Raw genomic sequence first — 15,819 nt, 5'->3', positions numbered from 1 at the left:
ACTGTGGACCCGACTGTGGACCCGACTGTCACGGGAATGTCTTTTTCATTGCGGGGGCGTGACAATGACCTCGCTGGCCTCGGCTGATGCTGCACAGCATCGATTATGGCAATTCCGTGCATTGGACGCATCAAAAGGCGCCACATACGGTCGACACATGCCTCCTGCTGATACCGAGGCGTCCACCGGAACCCCTGTGGACGCCTGCGTCACCACGTCGTCGACCCCCGACCGAATGAGCCCCGGAGACCCCGGCTTCGGCCGGATGCGGCTCGCTCTCTTCGCCGCCGGTCTTGCGACGTTCGCCCTTCTCTTCTCCACCCAGGCACTGCTGCCCGCGATCTCCGCCGACCTCGATGTCCAGCCCGACCAGGCGAGCTGGACGGTCTCCGCGGCCACCCTCGCGCTGGCACTCGCGGTGCTTCCGCTCAGCGCCCTGTCCGAGCGCTTCGGCCGCCGCGCCATGATGACCGGCTCGCTCGCCGTCGCCGTCGCGGTCGGCCTCGTGGTGCCCTTCGCCCCGGACCTGGGCTGGCTGATCGCGCTGCGCGCCGTCCAGGGTGCCGCGATCGCCGGTATCCCCGCCTCCGCGATGGCCTACCTCTCGGAGGAGGTACGCCCCTCCTCCCTCATCAGCGCCATCGGCCTGTTCGTGGCCGGCAACAGCTTCGGCGGTATGACCGGCCGGCTGCTCACCGGCTGGGTCGCCGACGGCTGGGGCTGGCGCGTATCGCTGGCCACGGTCGGCGTTCTGTCGCTGGTCTGCGCGATCGCCTTCCGGCTGCTGCTGCCCAAGGCGCGCCACTTCACCCCGTCCGCGGTCAGCCCGCGCGCCCTGGCCCGTACGGTCGGCGGGCATCTGTCCGATCCGCTGCTGCGCAGGCTGTACGCGATCGGCGCGCTGTTCATGACCGTCTTCGGCGGCGTCTACACGGTCATCGGCTACCGCCTGGTCGCCGAGCCCTTCAACCTCTCGCAGTCCCTGATCGGCTCGATCTTCCTGATCTACCTGGTCGGTACGGCGTCCTCCGCGGCGGCCGGAAAGCTGGTCGGCCGCCTGGGCCGGCGCGGCGCGCTGTACGTGGGGGTCACCACCACGACGGCCGGGCTGCTGCTGAGCCTCGGTGACTCGCTGGTGGCGGTGCTGCTGGGCCTGGTGCTGATCACCGCGGGCTTCTTCGCGGGCCACGCCGTGGCCTCCTCCTCGGTCAGCCGGGCCGCCAAGACCGGGCGCGCCCAGGCCTCGGCGCTCTACCAGACCGCGTACTACATCGGCAGCAGCGTGGGCGGCACCCTCGGCGCGCTGGCCTTCCACGCGGCCGGCTGGAGCGGCACGGTCGTGCTCGGTCTGGTGGCCGTGGCCGGCGCGGCGGCGATCACGCTCTACGCGACGCGGAAGGCGCTGGCCGAGCGGCGCGCGGAGATCGTGGCCCGGTCGGCGCAGCAGTCCGAGCGCGCGCCCTCCAACGAGACCACGCAGGGCCTGCGTCGGCTGGCCGCTCAGGCGTAGCCGCCTGACGCCCGCCGATCGGATAAGAACCACAGAGCCCGAAGGGGCCGCTCCGCCACTGTCCCGGCGGAGCGGCCCCTTCGCCCATCCGTCTCTTCTACCGCGCGATGCGGTTCTACCGCGCGATGCGGTTCTACCGCGCGATGCGGTCCAGGACGATCGGCTCGGGTGTGAACTCCGTCCCCGGCGGGGCGTAGCTCACCGCCCCCGCCAGCGCCTCGAGCGCGTAGTCGAACTTCTCCGGCGTGTCCGTGTGCAGCGTCAGCAGCGGATCGCCCGCCCGTACCGCGTCCCCCGGCTTGGCGTGGATCTCCACGCCCGCGCCCGCCTGCACCGGGTCCTCCTTACGGGCCCGGCCCGCGCCGAGCCGCCAGGCGACGACGCCGACCGCGTACGCGTCCAGGCCGGTCAGCAGCCCGGTCGACTCGGCCGTCACGACGTGCTGTTCGCGGGCGACGGGCAGCGGCGCGTCCGGGTCGCCGCCCTGGGCGGCGATCATGCGGCGCCAGTGGTCCATCGCGGAGCCGTCCGCGAGGGCCTTGGCCGGGTCGGCGTCCGGCAGGCCCGCCGCGTCCAGCATCTCGCGGGCGAGGGCGAGGGTGAGCTCGACGACATCGGCCGGGCCGCCGCCCGCCAGGACCTCCACGGACTCGCGGACCTCGAGGGCGTTGCCCGCGGTGCGGCCGAGCGGGGTGGCCATGCCGGTGAGCAGGGCGACCGTACGGACCCCGTGGTCGGTGCCCAGGCCCACCATCGTGGCGGCCAGCTCCCGCGCCGAGGCCAGGTCCTTCATAAAGGCGCCGGAGCCGACCTTCACATCCAGCACCAGCGAGCCCGTGCCCTCGGCGATCTTCTTCGACATGATGCTGCTCGCGATCAGCGGGATCGACTCCACGGTCCCGGTCACATCGCGCAGCGCGTACAGCTTGCGGTCCGCGGGCGCCAGCCCCTCGCCCGCCGCGCAGATGACGGAGCCGACGTCTTCCAGCACCCGCAGCATCTCCTCGCCGGAGAGCCGCGCCCGCCAGCCCGGGATGGACTCCAGCTTGTCGAGCGTGCCGCCGGTGTGGCCGAGGCCACGCCCGGACAGCTGCGGTACTGCCGCGCCGCAGGCGGCCACCAGCGGGGCCAGCGGGAGGGTGATCTTGTCGCCCACGCCGCCGGTCGAATGCTTGTCGGCGGTCGGGCGCGCAAGGGACGAGAAGTCCATACGCTCGCCGGACGCGATCATCGCGGCGGTCCAGCGGGCGATCTCCGCGCGGTCCATGCCGTTGAGGTAGATCGCCATCGCGAGCGCGGACATCTGCTCGTGGGCGACCTCACCGCGCGTATAGGCGTCGATGATCCAGTCGATCTGGGCGTCGGTGAGACGGCCGCCGTCGCGTTTGGCGCGGATGACGGTGATGGCGTCCATGGTGAGGTGCGGGCCTTTCATCGGGGAGAGCACACGAAGGGCGCTCGAAGGTGCTCGAAGGTCGCTCGAAGGTGCTCGAAGACGCTCAGCGTTCCAGGTCGTTGCGACCGAACGCGTCCGGGAGGAGTTCGGCGAGCGGGCGGATGCCGGAGGCGGTGTCCACCTGGAGCTCCGGGCCGCCGTGTTCCCACAGCAGCTGGCGGCAGCGGCCGCAGGGCATCAGCACCGCGCCGTGGCCGTCGCAGCAGGTGAACGCGGTCAGCCGGCCGCCGCCCGAGGCGAACAGGGCGGAGACCAGGCCGCATTCGGCGCACAGCGCGACACCGTACGCCGCGTTCTCCACATTGCAGCCGGTCACCGTGCGGCCGTCGTCGACCAGCGCCGCGGCGCCCACGGGGTAGCGGGAGTACGGGGCGTAGGCCCGGGACATCACGCCCCGGGCCTGTGCGCGCAGCGCTTCCCAGTCGACCGGCGCGCTCGCGCCCGTGGTCATCATCCGCCTCCCTTGTGGTAGGGCAGCCCCACCGCCTTGGGCGCGCGCAGCCGCTGTGCGGACAGCGCCAGCACCAGCAGCGTGGCGATGTACGGTGCCGCGGTCACGAACTGGCTCGGCACCTCCTCGGTCAGCGAATACCAGACCAGCAGCAGCGCCGAGAACGCCGCGCCGATGGCCGCGGCCAGGTACTTCTTCCGGTACAACTGCCACAGCGCGACCAGCGCGAGCACGGCGACCAGGAACAGCAGCAGCGCGTGCACGTTCGTGCCGCCGGAGCGCAGGTTGAGGCTGTCGGTGTAGCCGAACAGGCCCGCGCCCATGGCGAGACCGCCGGGCATCCAGTTACCGAAGATCATGGCGGCGAGGCCGATGTAGCCGCGGTTTCCGGTCTGGCCCTCCTGGTAGAGGTTGGAGGCCACCTCGGCCAGGAAGACACCGCCGAGCCCGGCGAACCCGCCGGAGATGATCACGGCCAGGTACTTGTACCGGTAGACGTTGACACCCAGCGACTCCGCCGCCACCGGGTTCTCTCCGCAGGACCGCAGCCGCAGGCCGAACGCGGTGCGCCACAGCACCCACCAGGTGACCGGGATCAGCAGCAGCGCCACGACGGTGAGCAGCGACAGCTCCGTCACCACGCCGCCGACGAGCCCCGCCAGGTCGGAGACCAGGAACCAGTGTTTGCCGTTGAGTGTCTTCATCGCGTCCGACAGCCCGGGCACGGTGATCTGGGTGATCGGGTCGATGGACGGCGACTTCCGGGCGGAGCCCGACGACTCGAGGAAGGTGAAGTTGGACAGATAGCGGGTGGCACCGACGGCGAGGATGTTGATCGCCACACCGGACACGATGTGGTTGACGCCGAACGTCACGGTGATGACGGCGTGCAGCAGCCCGCCGATCGCGCCGCCGAGGATGCCGAACAGCACACCGACCCAAGGCCCCCACTGGTAGCCCGCCCAGGCGCCGAGCCAGGTGCCGAGGATCATCATGCCCTCGAGGCCGATGTTGACCACGCCGGCCCGCTCCGCCCACAGGCCGCCGAGCCCGGCCAGCCCGATGGGGATGGCGAGCTCCAGCGCGCCCGATACCTGGCCCACCGAGGTGATGTCGTCGGCCCCGGTGATCAGCCGGACCACCGAGACCAGGACCAGGGCGCCCGCGACGATCAGCAGAACGACCGGCAGGGTCAGCTTCTGGCGCACGGGCTTTTGCGACTGCGGCTTGTCTGTCACAGAGGTGGTCATGGTGCTCACGCGCCCTCCTCCCGCTCAGTCTTGGCGCGCTTCCACGCACGGGCTTCCTTCGTCACTTCTCGCTCCTTCGCCGCTGCGCGGCTCCTCAGTCCAGCCCGCACAGCGCGCCAAGACACGCTCACGCTGCCACCTCCTCACGGGTCGTCGTACGGGCCGCGGCGGCGAGCTCTTCGCCGACCTTCCGCTGCTGGCGGCGCAGGGCGTACCGGCGCACGGTTTCGTAGGAGACGACCACGGAGATCACGATCAGGCCCTGCATGATCGTGGCGATCTCCTTCTCGTAGCCGTTGTAGTCCAGCGTCTGGGACGCCTTGTCGAGGAACGCGATCAGCAGCGCGCCGAAGGCGATGCCGACCGCGTTGTTGCGGCCGAGGAGGGCGATGGTGATGCCCGTGAAGCCGATGCCGGTCTGGAAGTTCAGGCTGTACGTATGCGAGTCGCCGAGCAGCACCGGCATGCCCGCCAGGCCCGCCACGGCGCCGGAGATCAGCATGCTGGTGAGCACCATGCGCTTGGCGTCGACGCCGCTGGCGGCCGCCGCGCTCTCGCTGGCGCCGGTGGCGCGCAGGTCGAAGCCGAACCGGGTGCGGCCCAGCACCAGCGAGTACGCCACGCCGCAGCCGATCGCCACGAACACGAAGCCGTAGATGTCACCGGCCACATCGCTGACGTGGAGGCCCGGGAACCAGGAGGACTCGGGCAGGTCGCCGGTGGTGAGGTTGTTGCTGCCCTTGGGCTGCACACCGAACTGCTCGGGCAGGATCAGATACGCGATCAAGCTGGTGGCGATCGCGTTGAGCATGATCGTGGAGACGACCTCGCTCACGCCGCGGGTGGTCTTGAGGATGCCCGCGATGCCCGCCCAGAAGGCGCCCACCAGCATGGCGACGATCACGATCAGCGCGATGCTCAGCGGGCCGGGAAGATCGACATTGGCGCCGACCAGGGCCGCGGCCATCGCCGCGACCCGGTACTGACCGTCCACGCCGATGTTGAACAGATTCATCCGGAAGCCGATCGCCACCGCGAGGGCCGCCAGGTAGTAGGAGCTCGCCTGGTTGACGATGAGCACCTGGATATCGGCGTTGCCCGCGTAATCGAGCATCAGCTGGTACGGCTCGAACGGGCTCTTGCCCGAGGCGAGCAGCACTCCGGAGGTCAGCAGCACCGCCACGACCAGGGCCAGCACCGGGCCGGCCACCGCCAGCAGCAGCCGGTCACGGCTGAACCTCTTGCCCACGGAGCCATCGGACTTGGCGGCGCCGCCCGCGGGAGTGCCCGCGGGGCTGCCGGACTTGGCGGGCGTACGCCCGGATTCGATCAGGCCGTCGCCGGACTTCTCCGGGGCGGCGCCGGTCGTGCCCGCGCTGCCGCCGTTCTTCGCGTCGCCGTTCTTCGGGTCGCCGTTCTTCGCGTCGCCGTTCTTCGCGTCGCCGTTCATCGGCTTCGCCTCGTCGGTCTTCTTCATCGCGCCGCCCCCTCCTCGGCGGAGTGCTCCAGATGGCCCGTGGCCGCGCCGGTCATGGCCGAGCCCAACTCCTCGGGGGTGATCGTCGCCGGGTCCGCGTCCGCGACCAGCCGGCCGCGGTAGATGACCCGCAGGGTGTCGGACAGCCCGATCAGCTCGTCCAGGTCCGCGGAGATCAGCAGCACGGCCAGGCCCTCCCGGCGCGCCTCGCGGATCTGGTCCCAGATCTGCGCCTGCGCGCCGACGTCCACACCGCGGGTGGGATGCGCGGCGATGAGCAGCCGCGGACGGTGGCTCATCTCCCGCCCCACGATGAGCTTCTGCTGGTTGCCGCCGGACAGCGAGGCCGCGGTGACCTCGATGCCAGGGGTGCGTACGTCGTACTCGGCCACGATCCGCTCGGTGTCCGCCCGTGCGCCCTGGAGGTCGAGCCAGAAGCCCTTGCCCTTGCTGTTGGGTCGCTCGGTGACATGCCCGAGGATGCGGTTCTCCCACAGCGGCGCCTCCAGCAGCAGGCCGTGGCGGTGCCGGTCCTCGGGGATATAGCCGATGCCGCCCTCGCGGCGCCGCCGGGTGGGCCAGCCGGTGACGTCCTCCTCACCGAGGAGGATGGTGCCGCTGTCGGACTTGCGGGTGCCGATCAGGGCGTCGATCAGCTCGGTCTGGCCGTTGCCCTCGACCCCGGCCAGACCCAGCACCTCGCCCTTGCGGATGGTGAAGGTGATGTCGTCCAGTACGGTGCGGGCGCCGTGCTCGGCGTCCTGCGTGGTCAGCGTCACCCCTTCGACCTGGAGCATCGGCACATCGGTGACGGTGGACTCGCGCGTCTCGGGCGAGGGCAGTTCGCTGCCGACCATCATCTCGGCCAGCTGCCGCGCGGTGACCTCGGAGGGGACGACGGAGCCGACCGTGGTGCCGCGCCGGATGACGGTGATGTCGTCCGCGACGGACAACACCTCGCCGAGCTTGTGCGAGATGAAGATGACGGTCAGCCCCTCCGCCTTGAGCTCGCGGAGGTTGTCGAAGAGCGCGTCGACCTCCTGCGGGACCAGCACGGCGGTCGGCTCGTCCAGGATCAGCGTCCGGGCGCCCCGGTAGAGCACCTTCAGGATCTCCACGCGCTGCCGGTCGGCCACGCCGAGGTCCTCGACGAGCACGTCGGGGCGCACCCCGAGGGTGTACGCGTCCGAGATCTCCTTGATCTTCGCACGGGCCTTGGCGCCGATGCCGTACAGCTTCTCGGCGCCGAGCACGACGTTCTCGAGGACGGTGAGGTTGTCGGCGAGCATGAAGTGCTGGTGCACCATGCCCAGGCCGCGGGCGATGGCGTCGGCGGGGCTGTGGAAGGAGACCTCTTCGCCATCGACCGCGATGGTCCCCTCGTCCGGCTTGTGCATGCCGTAGAGGGTCTTCATCAGGGTGGACTTGCCCGCGCCGTTCTCACCGACGATCGCGTGCACGGTGCCCTTGCGGACGGCGATGTGGATGTCGTGGTTGGCGACGACGCCGGGGAAACGTTTGGTGATCCCGCTGAGTTCTACTGCGGGCGGACTGCTGGACGCGTTGATGGCGCACTCTCCTCAAAGAAGGAGTCTCGGCGGTGGTGGGGGCACCTCCCAGCTGCCGCTGGGGGATTATGCGGGGCGGCGAGTGGCCGCCGCACAGCGAGCGGGACCTGAGGTGGTGTGCCCAAAGCTCCCTCCCCAGGCCCCGCTTATCTACTCAGCAGATGCTCAGCACGTACTCAGCAGATGTTCAAGAGATCGCACGCCGCTTACGGCGTCGTCTTGACCTTGATCTCACCGCTGATGATCTTCTTCTTCGCGGTCTCGACCGCCTCGACGACCTTGGTCATCTTCTTGTACTCGGGGTTGGAGTCGGCCAGGCCGACGCCGCCCGTCTTGAGGCCGTAGCGCACCGTACCGGACTGCGGCTTGCCGTCCTTGACGGACTTGACCAGGTTGAAGACGGCTTCGTCGACGGCCTTGGTCGCCGAGGCCAGGATCTTGCTCTTGAACTTGGCCAGACCCTTCTGCGTGTACTGGTCGCTGTCGACGCCGATGGCCCACTTGCCGCGCGTGGCGGCGGCCTCGATGACACCGCTGCCGGAGTCGCCCGCGGCCTGGTAGATGACGTCCGCGCCCCCGTCCAGCTGGCCGTTGGCGGTGTCCTTGCCGGCGTCGGGCTTCTTGAAGCCGCTGTAGTCCGGCGGCTGGGTCAGGTACTGGACCTTCACCTTGACCGACTTGTCGGTGTCGTGCACGCCCTGGACGTAACCCGCCTCGAACTTCTTGATCAGCGGGTTCTCCACACCGCCGACGAAGCCCACCGTCTTGGACTTGGTGGTCAGGGCGGCCGCCACACCCGCCAGGTAGGAGCCCTGCTCCTCGTTGAACACCATGTTCACGACGTTCTTCATGTGGACGGTGTCATCGTCGACGAGGCCGAAGGTGATCTTCGGGTACTTCTTGGCGACCTCCTTCACCGCCGGGGCGTAGACGAACCCGACGGCGATGACCGGGTTGTGTCCCTCGCGGGCCAGCTCGGTCAGGCGCTGCACCTTGTCGGCGTCGGACTCGCCCTCGGACGGCTCGATGTCGTCGCCCTTGACGCCCAGTTCCTTCTTGGCCTTGACGAAGCCCGCGTACGCGGCGTCGTTGAAGGACTGGTCGCCGCGGCCGCCGACGTCATAGGCGATGGCGACGCCCTTATCCTTCTTGGAGTCGGACGAGCTGCTGCCACCACAGGCCGTGGTGGTGAAAGCGAGGGCCGCGATGCCTATGCCCGCGACGGCGATGCTGGATACCCGGCGCACGAGGGTTCCCCTTCGGCTTGAGCGCGCCTCCTTCGGCGCTGGTTTCGCCGCATCGTAACGCGCGTAGATGCCAGATAAAGGGGCGTCCGGAAGCCGTTATCGGATCGTCGCGAATCTGACTTGTCCCGGGGGTCTCCGGGACAAGTCATTCAGGCAAAGTCGCGGCTCAGCCGAGCAGAGCAGCGGCGGTGAACAGCTCCACGCCAACCTCGATGGCCCCCTCATCCACGTCGAAATCGCCACAATGCAGATCACGCCGGGCCGTGTCACCGACCCTGCGGACGCCCAGCCGCGCCATCGCGCCGGGCACATGCTCCAGGTACCAGGAGAAGTCCTCGCCGCCGAGGCTCTGCTCCGTGCCCTCCACCGCATACGATCCGCGGCGGGTTTCCATCGCACGGCGCAGCAGCTCGACCGAGCTCTCCTCGTTCACCACGGGCGGCACCCCGCGGACGTAGTTGATCTCCGACTTGGCGCCGTGCAGGGTCGCGATCTCGTCGACCGCGGCATGCACCAGATCGGGCGCCTCCCGCCAGGCGGGCAGGTCCAGGCAGCGGACCGTGCCGGACAGCTCGGCGTGCTGCGGGATGACGTTGCAGGCGTGGCCCGACTCCACCCGGCCCCAGGTGACGGCCAGGCCCGAGCGGGTGTCGACGCGGCGGGACAGCACCGCGGGCACCTCCGTGATCACCTTCGCGGCGGCCGTCACCAGATCGGTGGTGAGGTGGGGGCGCGCGGTGTGGCCGCCCGCGCCGTCGAGGGAGACCTCCAGGCGGTCGCAGGCGGAGGTGATCGCGCCGATACGCAGCCCGATGCGGCCCACGTCGACCTTGGGGTCGCAGTGCAGCGCCAGGATCCGGCCGACACCGTCCAGCACACCTGCCTCGACCGCATCGGGCGCACCGCCCGGCAGCACCTCCTCCGCGGGCTGGAACAGCAGCCGTACGGGGCGCGGCAGCCGGCCCTCGCGGGCCAGCTCCGCCAGCACCAGACCGGCGCCGAGGACGACGGTGGTGTGGACGTCGTGGCCGCAGGCGTGGGCGCGGTCGGGCACGGTCGAGCGGTAGGGCACGGACTTGGTGTCCGGGATGGGCAGCGCGTCGATATCGGCACGCAGCGCCAGCATGGGCAGGGCCGCGGCGGCGCCGGTCCTGGCCCCAGTACCACCGTCCGGGCCGATGTCTGTGCCGATGTCTGTGCCGATGTCTGTGCCGATGTCGCAGATGAGGCCGGTGCCACCGGGCAACACGCGGGGCTCCAGACCGGCCTGCTCCAGCCGCGCCTTGATGGCGGAGGTGGTGCGGAACTCGCGGTTGCCGAGCTCCGGGTGCATGTGGATGTCCCGCCGGAAGGCGATCAGTTCCGTCCGCAGTTCCTCGGGGAGCCGGCCGGGCAGCGCGAGGGCGATCGCGCTGAGACCGGTGGCGGTCTCGGGCGCGATGGCCTGGGCCTGGGTGGCGACAGCCTCGGCCTCAGCGGTGACGGAATCGGTCTCGGGGGACATCAATTGCTTCACCCGATCAAGCGTAGAACGGCTGGTGGGGCGACCGGATGTCGATCAACAAAACTTCAACCCGTTCGGGGACAGGAAACTGCCACCCCTTGCGCATGATCTCCCTAGTCAGGGGGTATGAAAACGCTTTTGACAGGGGGGCATGGCCTCCGTGTAGTGACGAGCGCCACATGGCGTACAGGTGAACCCCTGACAGGAAGTTGCCGCCGTCATCTCAGGATGTGGGCGTGGCCGCGGGCATCGACTGCAGCCGGTGTGCGTCCCGGGCCGTGCCCGTGACCCCCGACAGGAACCCCTGGGCGCGCGGCGAGGCATCGCTCCGCAGCCAGGCGGGGTCCACATCGCAGACCGCGACCTTGACCCCGGTGCCCGCGAGCGCCAGCGGAAGCGTATGCACGACGGTCGACGGGAAGCTGACGATCGTATGGCCGATGGGGCCGCGGCGGGCTATCAGCTCCAGCGGCAGATCCGGCCGTACGATCTCCAGCCCGATCTCGCCCGCGACCCGGTGAAGCTTCTCCGCGCTCTCGCGGCGGTGCGCGAAGTAGCGGGTCGCCCCGTACGTACGGGCCAGGGAGGCCACCGCCTCCAGATAGCGCTCCAGATCGACCACCCCGGTCTCCACCAGGGACGTGCCCACCAGGTCGGTGCCGCGGGTGAGCGTGGGCGGGCCGAAGCGGTCCCGGGTCCAGGCGAACGAGTTGGCCGTGACGGTCACCCCGGCGGGCGGCTCGACGGGCATCGAGCTGAACACCTCGACCCGCCGGTTTCCGCCCGGGGTGAGCCGACGGCGCGCGGTCGCCGACACCGGCGCGAACACCATCTCGCGCGCGCCCCGGCCGGTGCCCCGCCGGTGCCAGCGCACCAGGGGCTCACCGCTGGCCAGTTGGGAGACGAACTCCATGGTGGCCGTGCCGTCGTCGACGACGACCAGGTCCTGGGCGCGGGTGAGCATCAGCAGCAGCTGCACATAGCGCGAGAACGGATCGCCGATGACGATCCGGTCGGCGCGGCGCAGCGGCCCGCGCAGCCCCCCGATGGTCTTGAGCGGCGCGCCCGCCCCGCCGCGCGCCTCCTCCCACCGCACCGTGATGCCCTCGTCCCGCGCGAGCTCCGCCATCCGGCGCAGTTGGCCGCGCGTCATCGGGTCGTGCGGCGACAGCACCACGACCGTCAGCGCCTCGGGGTCGCCCCCGTCGGCATACGCCCACTCCAGAACGTTCAGCAGCTGAACCGGGCTCTCGACGAAGGCCAGGGTGCCCCCGGGGCCGGTGGGACCGGGGCGCTCGGCACGCTTGGCGCCGTCCCGGGACGGGGCCCGGAAGCGGCGGGCAGCCCCCGCGGAGTCACGGGGACCCGCCGCTTCCGGGCGTGGGCCGGGCTGACCGGCCGGTGAGTTCACGGCTGACGGCTCCTTGGCCTCTCAGACTCCGGCGGGCTCGCGGTCGGCCGCGGCGGCCTCGCCCTCGGCGATGACACCCGCGACCCGGCGCAGCTTCTTCATCGGCCCGAGCTCGCTCTCGTAGACCTTCTTGACGCCGTCGCCCAGCGACTCCTCGATGGTGCGGATGTCGCGGACCAGGCGCTGCAGGCCCTGCGGCTCGACCGAGGCGGCCTGGTCGGAGCCCCACATCGCGCGGTCCAGGGTGATGTGACGCTCGATGAAGGTCGCGCCGAGCGCGACGGCGGCGAGGGTGGTCTGCAGACCGGTCTCGTGGCCGGAGTAGCCGATCGGCACGTTCGGGTACTCGGCCTGCAGCGTGTTGATCACGCGCAGGTTGAGCTCCTCGGCCTTGGCCGGGTACGTCGAGGTGGCGTGGCAGAGCAGGATGTTGTCGCTGCCCAGGACCTCGACGGCGTGGCGGATCTGCTTCGGGGTGGACATGCCCGTCGACAGGATGATCGTGCGGCCGGTCGCGCGCAGGGCGCGCAGCAACTCGTCGTCGGTCAGCGAGGCGGAGGCGACCTTGTGGGCGGGGACGTCGAACTTCTCCAGGAAGGCGACGGCCTCGGTGTCCCACGGGGAGGCGAACCAGGCGAGCCCGCGCTTCTTGCAGTGCTCGTCGATGGCGCGGTACTCGTCCTCGCCGAACTCGACGCGGTGCCGGTAGTCGATGTAGGTCATCCGGCCCCAGGGGGTGTCCCGCTCGATGTCCCACTGGTCGCGCGGGGTGCAGATCTCCGGGGTGCGCTTCTGGAACTTGACCGCGTCACAGCCGGCGTCGGCGGCGGCGTCGATCAGCTTGAACGCGTTCTCCAGGTCGCCGTTGTGGTTGATGCCGATCTCACCAGTGACGTAGACCGGGTGGCCGGGGCCGGCGATCTTGTCACCGAGCTGACGGAGGCGATTGTTGGAGCTCACTAAGACAGTTCCTTTCCAAGAATCCACGAGGCGATCTCGCGGATCGCACCGTCACCTCCGGGGGTGGAGGTGACCGCGCGTGCGGCGCCGCGCACGACGTCGTGCGCACCTGCGACCGCCACGGGCCAGCCGACGAGGCCGAAACACGGGAGGTCGTTGACGTCGTTGCCGACATAGAGCACGCGCTCCGGCGCGATGCCCTGCTCCTCGCACCACTGCTTCAGTGCGAGGTCTTTCCGGTCGATGCCGTGCAGCACGGGAACCCGCAGCTTGCGGGCGCGTGCGGCGACGACCGGGTTCTGCTCCGTGGACAGGATCAGCAGTGCCAGCTCAGCGCGGCGCAGGGCGGCGATCCCGAGCCCGTCGCCGCGGTGCACGGCGACGAGTTCGCGTCCGTCGGAGTCGATCAGCACCTTGTCATCCGTCTGGGTGCCGTCGAAGTCGAGTACCACCGCGTCGATGTCGTCGCGGGTGGGGAGCGCACCGGGGCGCGGGGCGTCCAGGAGCGGCGCGAGCGCGCGGGCCCGCGCCAGGTCGTGCGGGTCGTCGATCTCCAGGACGCGGGCGGCGTCGGTACGGACCAGGGCGGTACGGCCGAAGAAGCGGTGCCGCTCGGCGCGGAAGCCCTCCACCCGCATCCCGTACGCGGCGCCGGTCTCCAGCAGGTCCTGCGGCCGGTCCTGGCGGCGCGGCCGGTACGACTTGTCGTGGTTGATGCCGTACCCGCCGTCGGCCGTCGCTTCTTTCTCCGCGTCGGTCCCGTCCTCGGCGTCCCGCCAGACGAAGCCGTGGAACGGGGCCACGGTCAGCGCGGTGTCCGCCCCGCCGTCCAGCACCGCCTCGGCGACGCCGTCCACGTCCTCGCGGACGATGAACGGGCTGGTGCACTGCACCAGCAGCACGACCTCGGCGCTGATCCCGTGCGCGGCCTCGTAGGTGTCGAGCGCGTGCAGCACGGCGGCCTCGCTGGTCGCGGTGTCGCCCGCGATGGCGGTCGGCCGCTGCACGACCTCCGCGCCCGCACCGCGCGCCACGGCGGCGATGCCCGCGTCGTCGGTGGAGACGACCACGTCCGTCACCAGGCGGCTGGCCAGGCACTCCCGCACGGCACGCGCGACGAGCGGCACGCCCCCCACGGCGGCGAGGTTCTTGGCGGGCACGCCCTTCGAACCGCCACGGGCGGGAATGACGGCGACGACGCGCCGGTCGGAGGGGGACATGGCGGCTCCTTCAGTGCCTTCGGCGCCTTCTGCGCCTCGCTTCGTTGCGCCTTCGGGGTTCTCTCGAGCGCTCACAGCAACCACCCGTTCGCCCCGCCGCGGCAGCGGCTGCTCGTCGCATCAGCGGCTCCGCCGCGGGAACTGCCGCCCGCGCGGCGCAGAGGTGCGGCCATCAGGGGCATGTGCGGCCCGGCGGCGCGTGCTCCCCCAGTTACCGCTGGGCGGTGCCCCCTGCTCACAGCTCCCCCATCCGCCGGATCACCGGCGCCACCCGCTGGACGCCGTGCCGGTAGGCGCCCCGCGCCGCCTCCCGCATGGTGTTGCGTACGACCCGCCGGAACCCGCTGACCTGCGCGGAGTCCCCGGCCGCCGCGCCCGGCCGGGGTCGGCCGTCCGGTTCGAAGCCGTAGCGGGCGAGTCTCGCGGGCAGATAGCCGGGCGCGGTGGCCCGCGTGTAGTAGGGGGCGAGCGGCGGCAGCTCGTCCGCCGCGGCCAGTTCGGCGACCCGCTCCCGCGCGGCGTCGAAGGCCGTCTCGTACGCGCCGTCGGCCGCGACGCCCTGGCGGCTCACCCAGTCGGCGTTGGGCTGGGGCAGACGGCCCGCATCCAGCTGGTCCCAGGAGGCGAGGCAGCCGGAGCCGAGGAAGTGGTGGTTGCCCAGCACCTCGCGCACCCCGAGGTCGGTGAGGACGGCGGTCGGAATGCCGCGGTGCAGGGACTCAAGGGCGGCCGTGGAACTGACCGTGACCAGCAGGTCCGTGGTGTCCAGGACCTCGCCCATGTTGCCGTAGGCGAGGCGGAAGTTCTTCGGCACGTCGTCGCCGAGCTTGCCGACCAGCTTCTGGTACGGCAGCTCCTCGATATGCGTGGTGTGCTCACCGGGCTTGCTGCGCAGCTTGACCAGGACCTCGCGGTCGGGGTGCGCCCGGGCGTGCTCCACGGCGCGGCGCAGCAGATACATCCGGTCGGCGCGGTTGTCCGGGACGGACGGCTGGACCGCGAACACCACGGTGCCCCCGGGGTACGCGCGCCCCTCGCGCGCCTTCGCGTCGTACGGGGCGCCGCCCAGGAACGGCAGCGCGCACTCCACGACGCTGTCCGCCGAGGCGCCGACGCCCGTGTAGACATCGCGGAACCGCTCGGCGTCATGGCGGGAGTTGGCGAGCACGACGTCCGCGCCGTGCCGCAGCAGCAGACCGTCGGCCAGCTTCTCGTAGACCACGCCCACATAGCCGGTGATCACGACGGGCCGGCGCTCGGCGCCCTCCCAGGCGCGGGCGAGGCCGTGCAGCATGGCCTGGACGGCGCCGCCGACCAGGGACAGCACGATCACGTCGTACCGCTCGCGGTCCACCGCCGAGACGAATTCGACCCCCGTCACCTCGCGCAGCGAGTCCGCGCGCACCCCGACCTCGGCGAGCTGCCGGACGGTGGGCGTCGCCCGGCCGCGCAGCAGGAAGCCGTCCAGGCGGCGGGCGGAGGCGGAGTCCAGGTCATCCGGTACGAGGCGGTGCGCGGTGAGCGCGCCCCATTTCCACCGGGTGTCGGAGTCCGCGAGCACGGCGACTCGTAGGGGGGAATTGGTACGTGAGGGCACGACGCTGACGCTAGGAAGGGATTTCGATTCACGGCCCAACGCAAGAGCAACAAAGGGTTAACAGAACGTCGACGATTGGCGAATCGGCCGACGAGAGCCGACGACAGCCCATCGGAAAGCCGTCGGGAAGCTGTCGGGAAGCCTCAGGGAAGCCCGAAGGGGCCCAGC

Annotated in this window: 12 protein-coding genes; 1 reads left to right on the top strand and 11 read right to left on the bottom strand. The window is 70.8% G+C overall.

What is annotated here, in order from left to right; all coding sequences use genetic code 11:
* Nucleotides 1-157: 157 nt before the first annotated feature.
* The gene (locus tag ACH4U7_RS25850) at nt 158-1,510 is read left to right on the top strand and encodes an MFS transporter (protein ID WP_398530197.1); all 1,353 of its coding nucleotides are present in this window, start codon (nt 158-160) and stop codon (nt 1,508-1,510) included.
* A gap of 133 nt (nt 1,511-1,643) precedes the next feature.
* On the opposite strand, the gene ACH4U7_RS25845 is transcribed toward ACH4U7_RS25850, so the two are convergent.
* The 11 genes from ACH4U7_RS25845 to ACH4U7_RS25795 all read right to left on the bottom strand — a co-directional run bounded on the left by ACH4U7_RS25845 (nt 1,644) and on the right by ACH4U7_RS25795 (nt 15,651).
* A complete protein-coding gene (locus ACH4U7_RS25845; protein WP_398530251.1) occupies nt 1,644-2,924 on the bottom strand; it encodes a thymidine phosphorylase in 1,281 nt (426 codons plus the stop codon).
* A gap of 85 nt (nt 2,925-3,009) precedes the next feature.
* Nucleotides 3,010-3,417 (bottom strand): cytidine deaminase, encoded by a 408-nt coding sequence (locus ACH4U7_RS25840; protein WP_398530250.1) that lies wholly within the window; start codon nt 3,415-3,417, stop codon nt 3,010-3,012.
* Entirely contained in the window at nt 3,417-4,667 is a 1,251-nt protein-coding gene (locus ACH4U7_RS25835) for an ABC transporter permease (RefSeq protein ID WP_398530249.1), read from the bottom strand. Before ACH4U7_RS25835 ends, ACH4U7_RS25840 begins: the two co-directional genes overlap by 1 nt.
* 127 nt (nt 4,668-4,794) lie before the next feature.
* On the bottom strand, nt 4,795-6,144 hold the full coding sequence (locus ACH4U7_RS25830; RefSeq protein WP_398530196.1) for an ABC transporter permease: 1,350 nt from the start codon (nt 6,142-6,144) through the stop codon (nt 4,795-4,797).
* Nucleotides 6,141-7,712 carry an ABC transporter ATP-binding protein gene (locus tag ACH4U7_RS25825; protein WP_179285673.1) on the bottom strand — a complete coding sequence of 524 codons (1,572 nt, stop codon included), beginning with the start codon at nt 7,710-7,712 and terminating at the stop codon, nt 6,141-6,143. Before ACH4U7_RS25825 ends, ACH4U7_RS25830 begins: the two co-directional genes overlap by 4 nt.
* 206 nt (nt 7,713-7,918) lie before the next feature.
* The gene (locus ACH4U7_RS25820) at nt 7,919-8,959 is read right to left on the bottom strand and encodes a BMP family protein (protein ID WP_398530195.1); all 1,041 of its coding nucleotides are present in this window, start codon (nt 8,957-8,959) and stop codon (nt 7,919-7,921) included.
* A 166-nt stretch (nt 8,960-9,125) separates the two neighbouring features.
* Nucleotides 9,126-10,463: an amidohydrolase gene (locus ACH4U7_RS25815; protein WP_398530248.1), complete on the bottom strand. Its 1,338-nt coding sequence runs from the start codon at nt 10,461-10,463 to the stop codon at nt 9,126-9,128.
* A 223-nt stretch (nt 10,464-10,686) separates the two neighbouring features.
* The gene (locus ACH4U7_RS25810; RefSeq protein ID WP_398530194.1) at nt 10,687-11,874 is read right to left on the bottom strand and encodes a hypothetical protein; all 1,188 of its coding nucleotides are present in this window, start codon (nt 11,872-11,874) and stop codon (nt 10,687-10,689) included.
* A 21-nt stretch (nt 11,875-11,895) separates the two neighbouring features.
* Complete coding sequence (locus ACH4U7_RS25805) at nt 11,896-12,834, bottom strand: N-acetylneuraminate synthase family protein (RefSeq protein WP_398530193.1); 939 nt, start codon at nt 12,832-12,834, stop codon at nt 11,896-11,898.
* A complete protein-coding gene (locus tag ACH4U7_RS25800) occupies nt 12,834-14,054 on the bottom strand; it encodes a cytidylyltransferase domain-containing protein (protein WP_398530192.1) in 1,221 nt (406 codons plus the stop codon). The genes ACH4U7_RS25805 and ACH4U7_RS25800 overlap by 1 nt, the downstream gene beginning before the upstream one ends.
* Nucleotides 14,055-14,289: 235 nt before the next feature.
* Nucleotides 14,290-15,651, bottom strand: a complete 1,362-nt coding sequence (locus ACH4U7_RS25795; RefSeq protein WP_398530191.1) for a DUF6716 putative glycosyltransferase — start codon at nt 15,649-15,651, stop codon at nt 14,290-14,292.
* Between the last annotated feature and the right edge of the window lie 168 nt (nt 15,652-15,819).

The organism is Streptomyces sp. NPDC020845 (genome assembly GCF_044334165.1).
Taxonomy (GTDB): domain Bacteria; phylum Actinomycetota; class Actinomycetes; order Streptomycetales; family Streptomycetaceae; genus Streptomyces.
The sequence above is the reverse complement of the archived record's forward strand: the minus strand, read 5'-3'. Positions and strand labels throughout refer to the sequence as shown.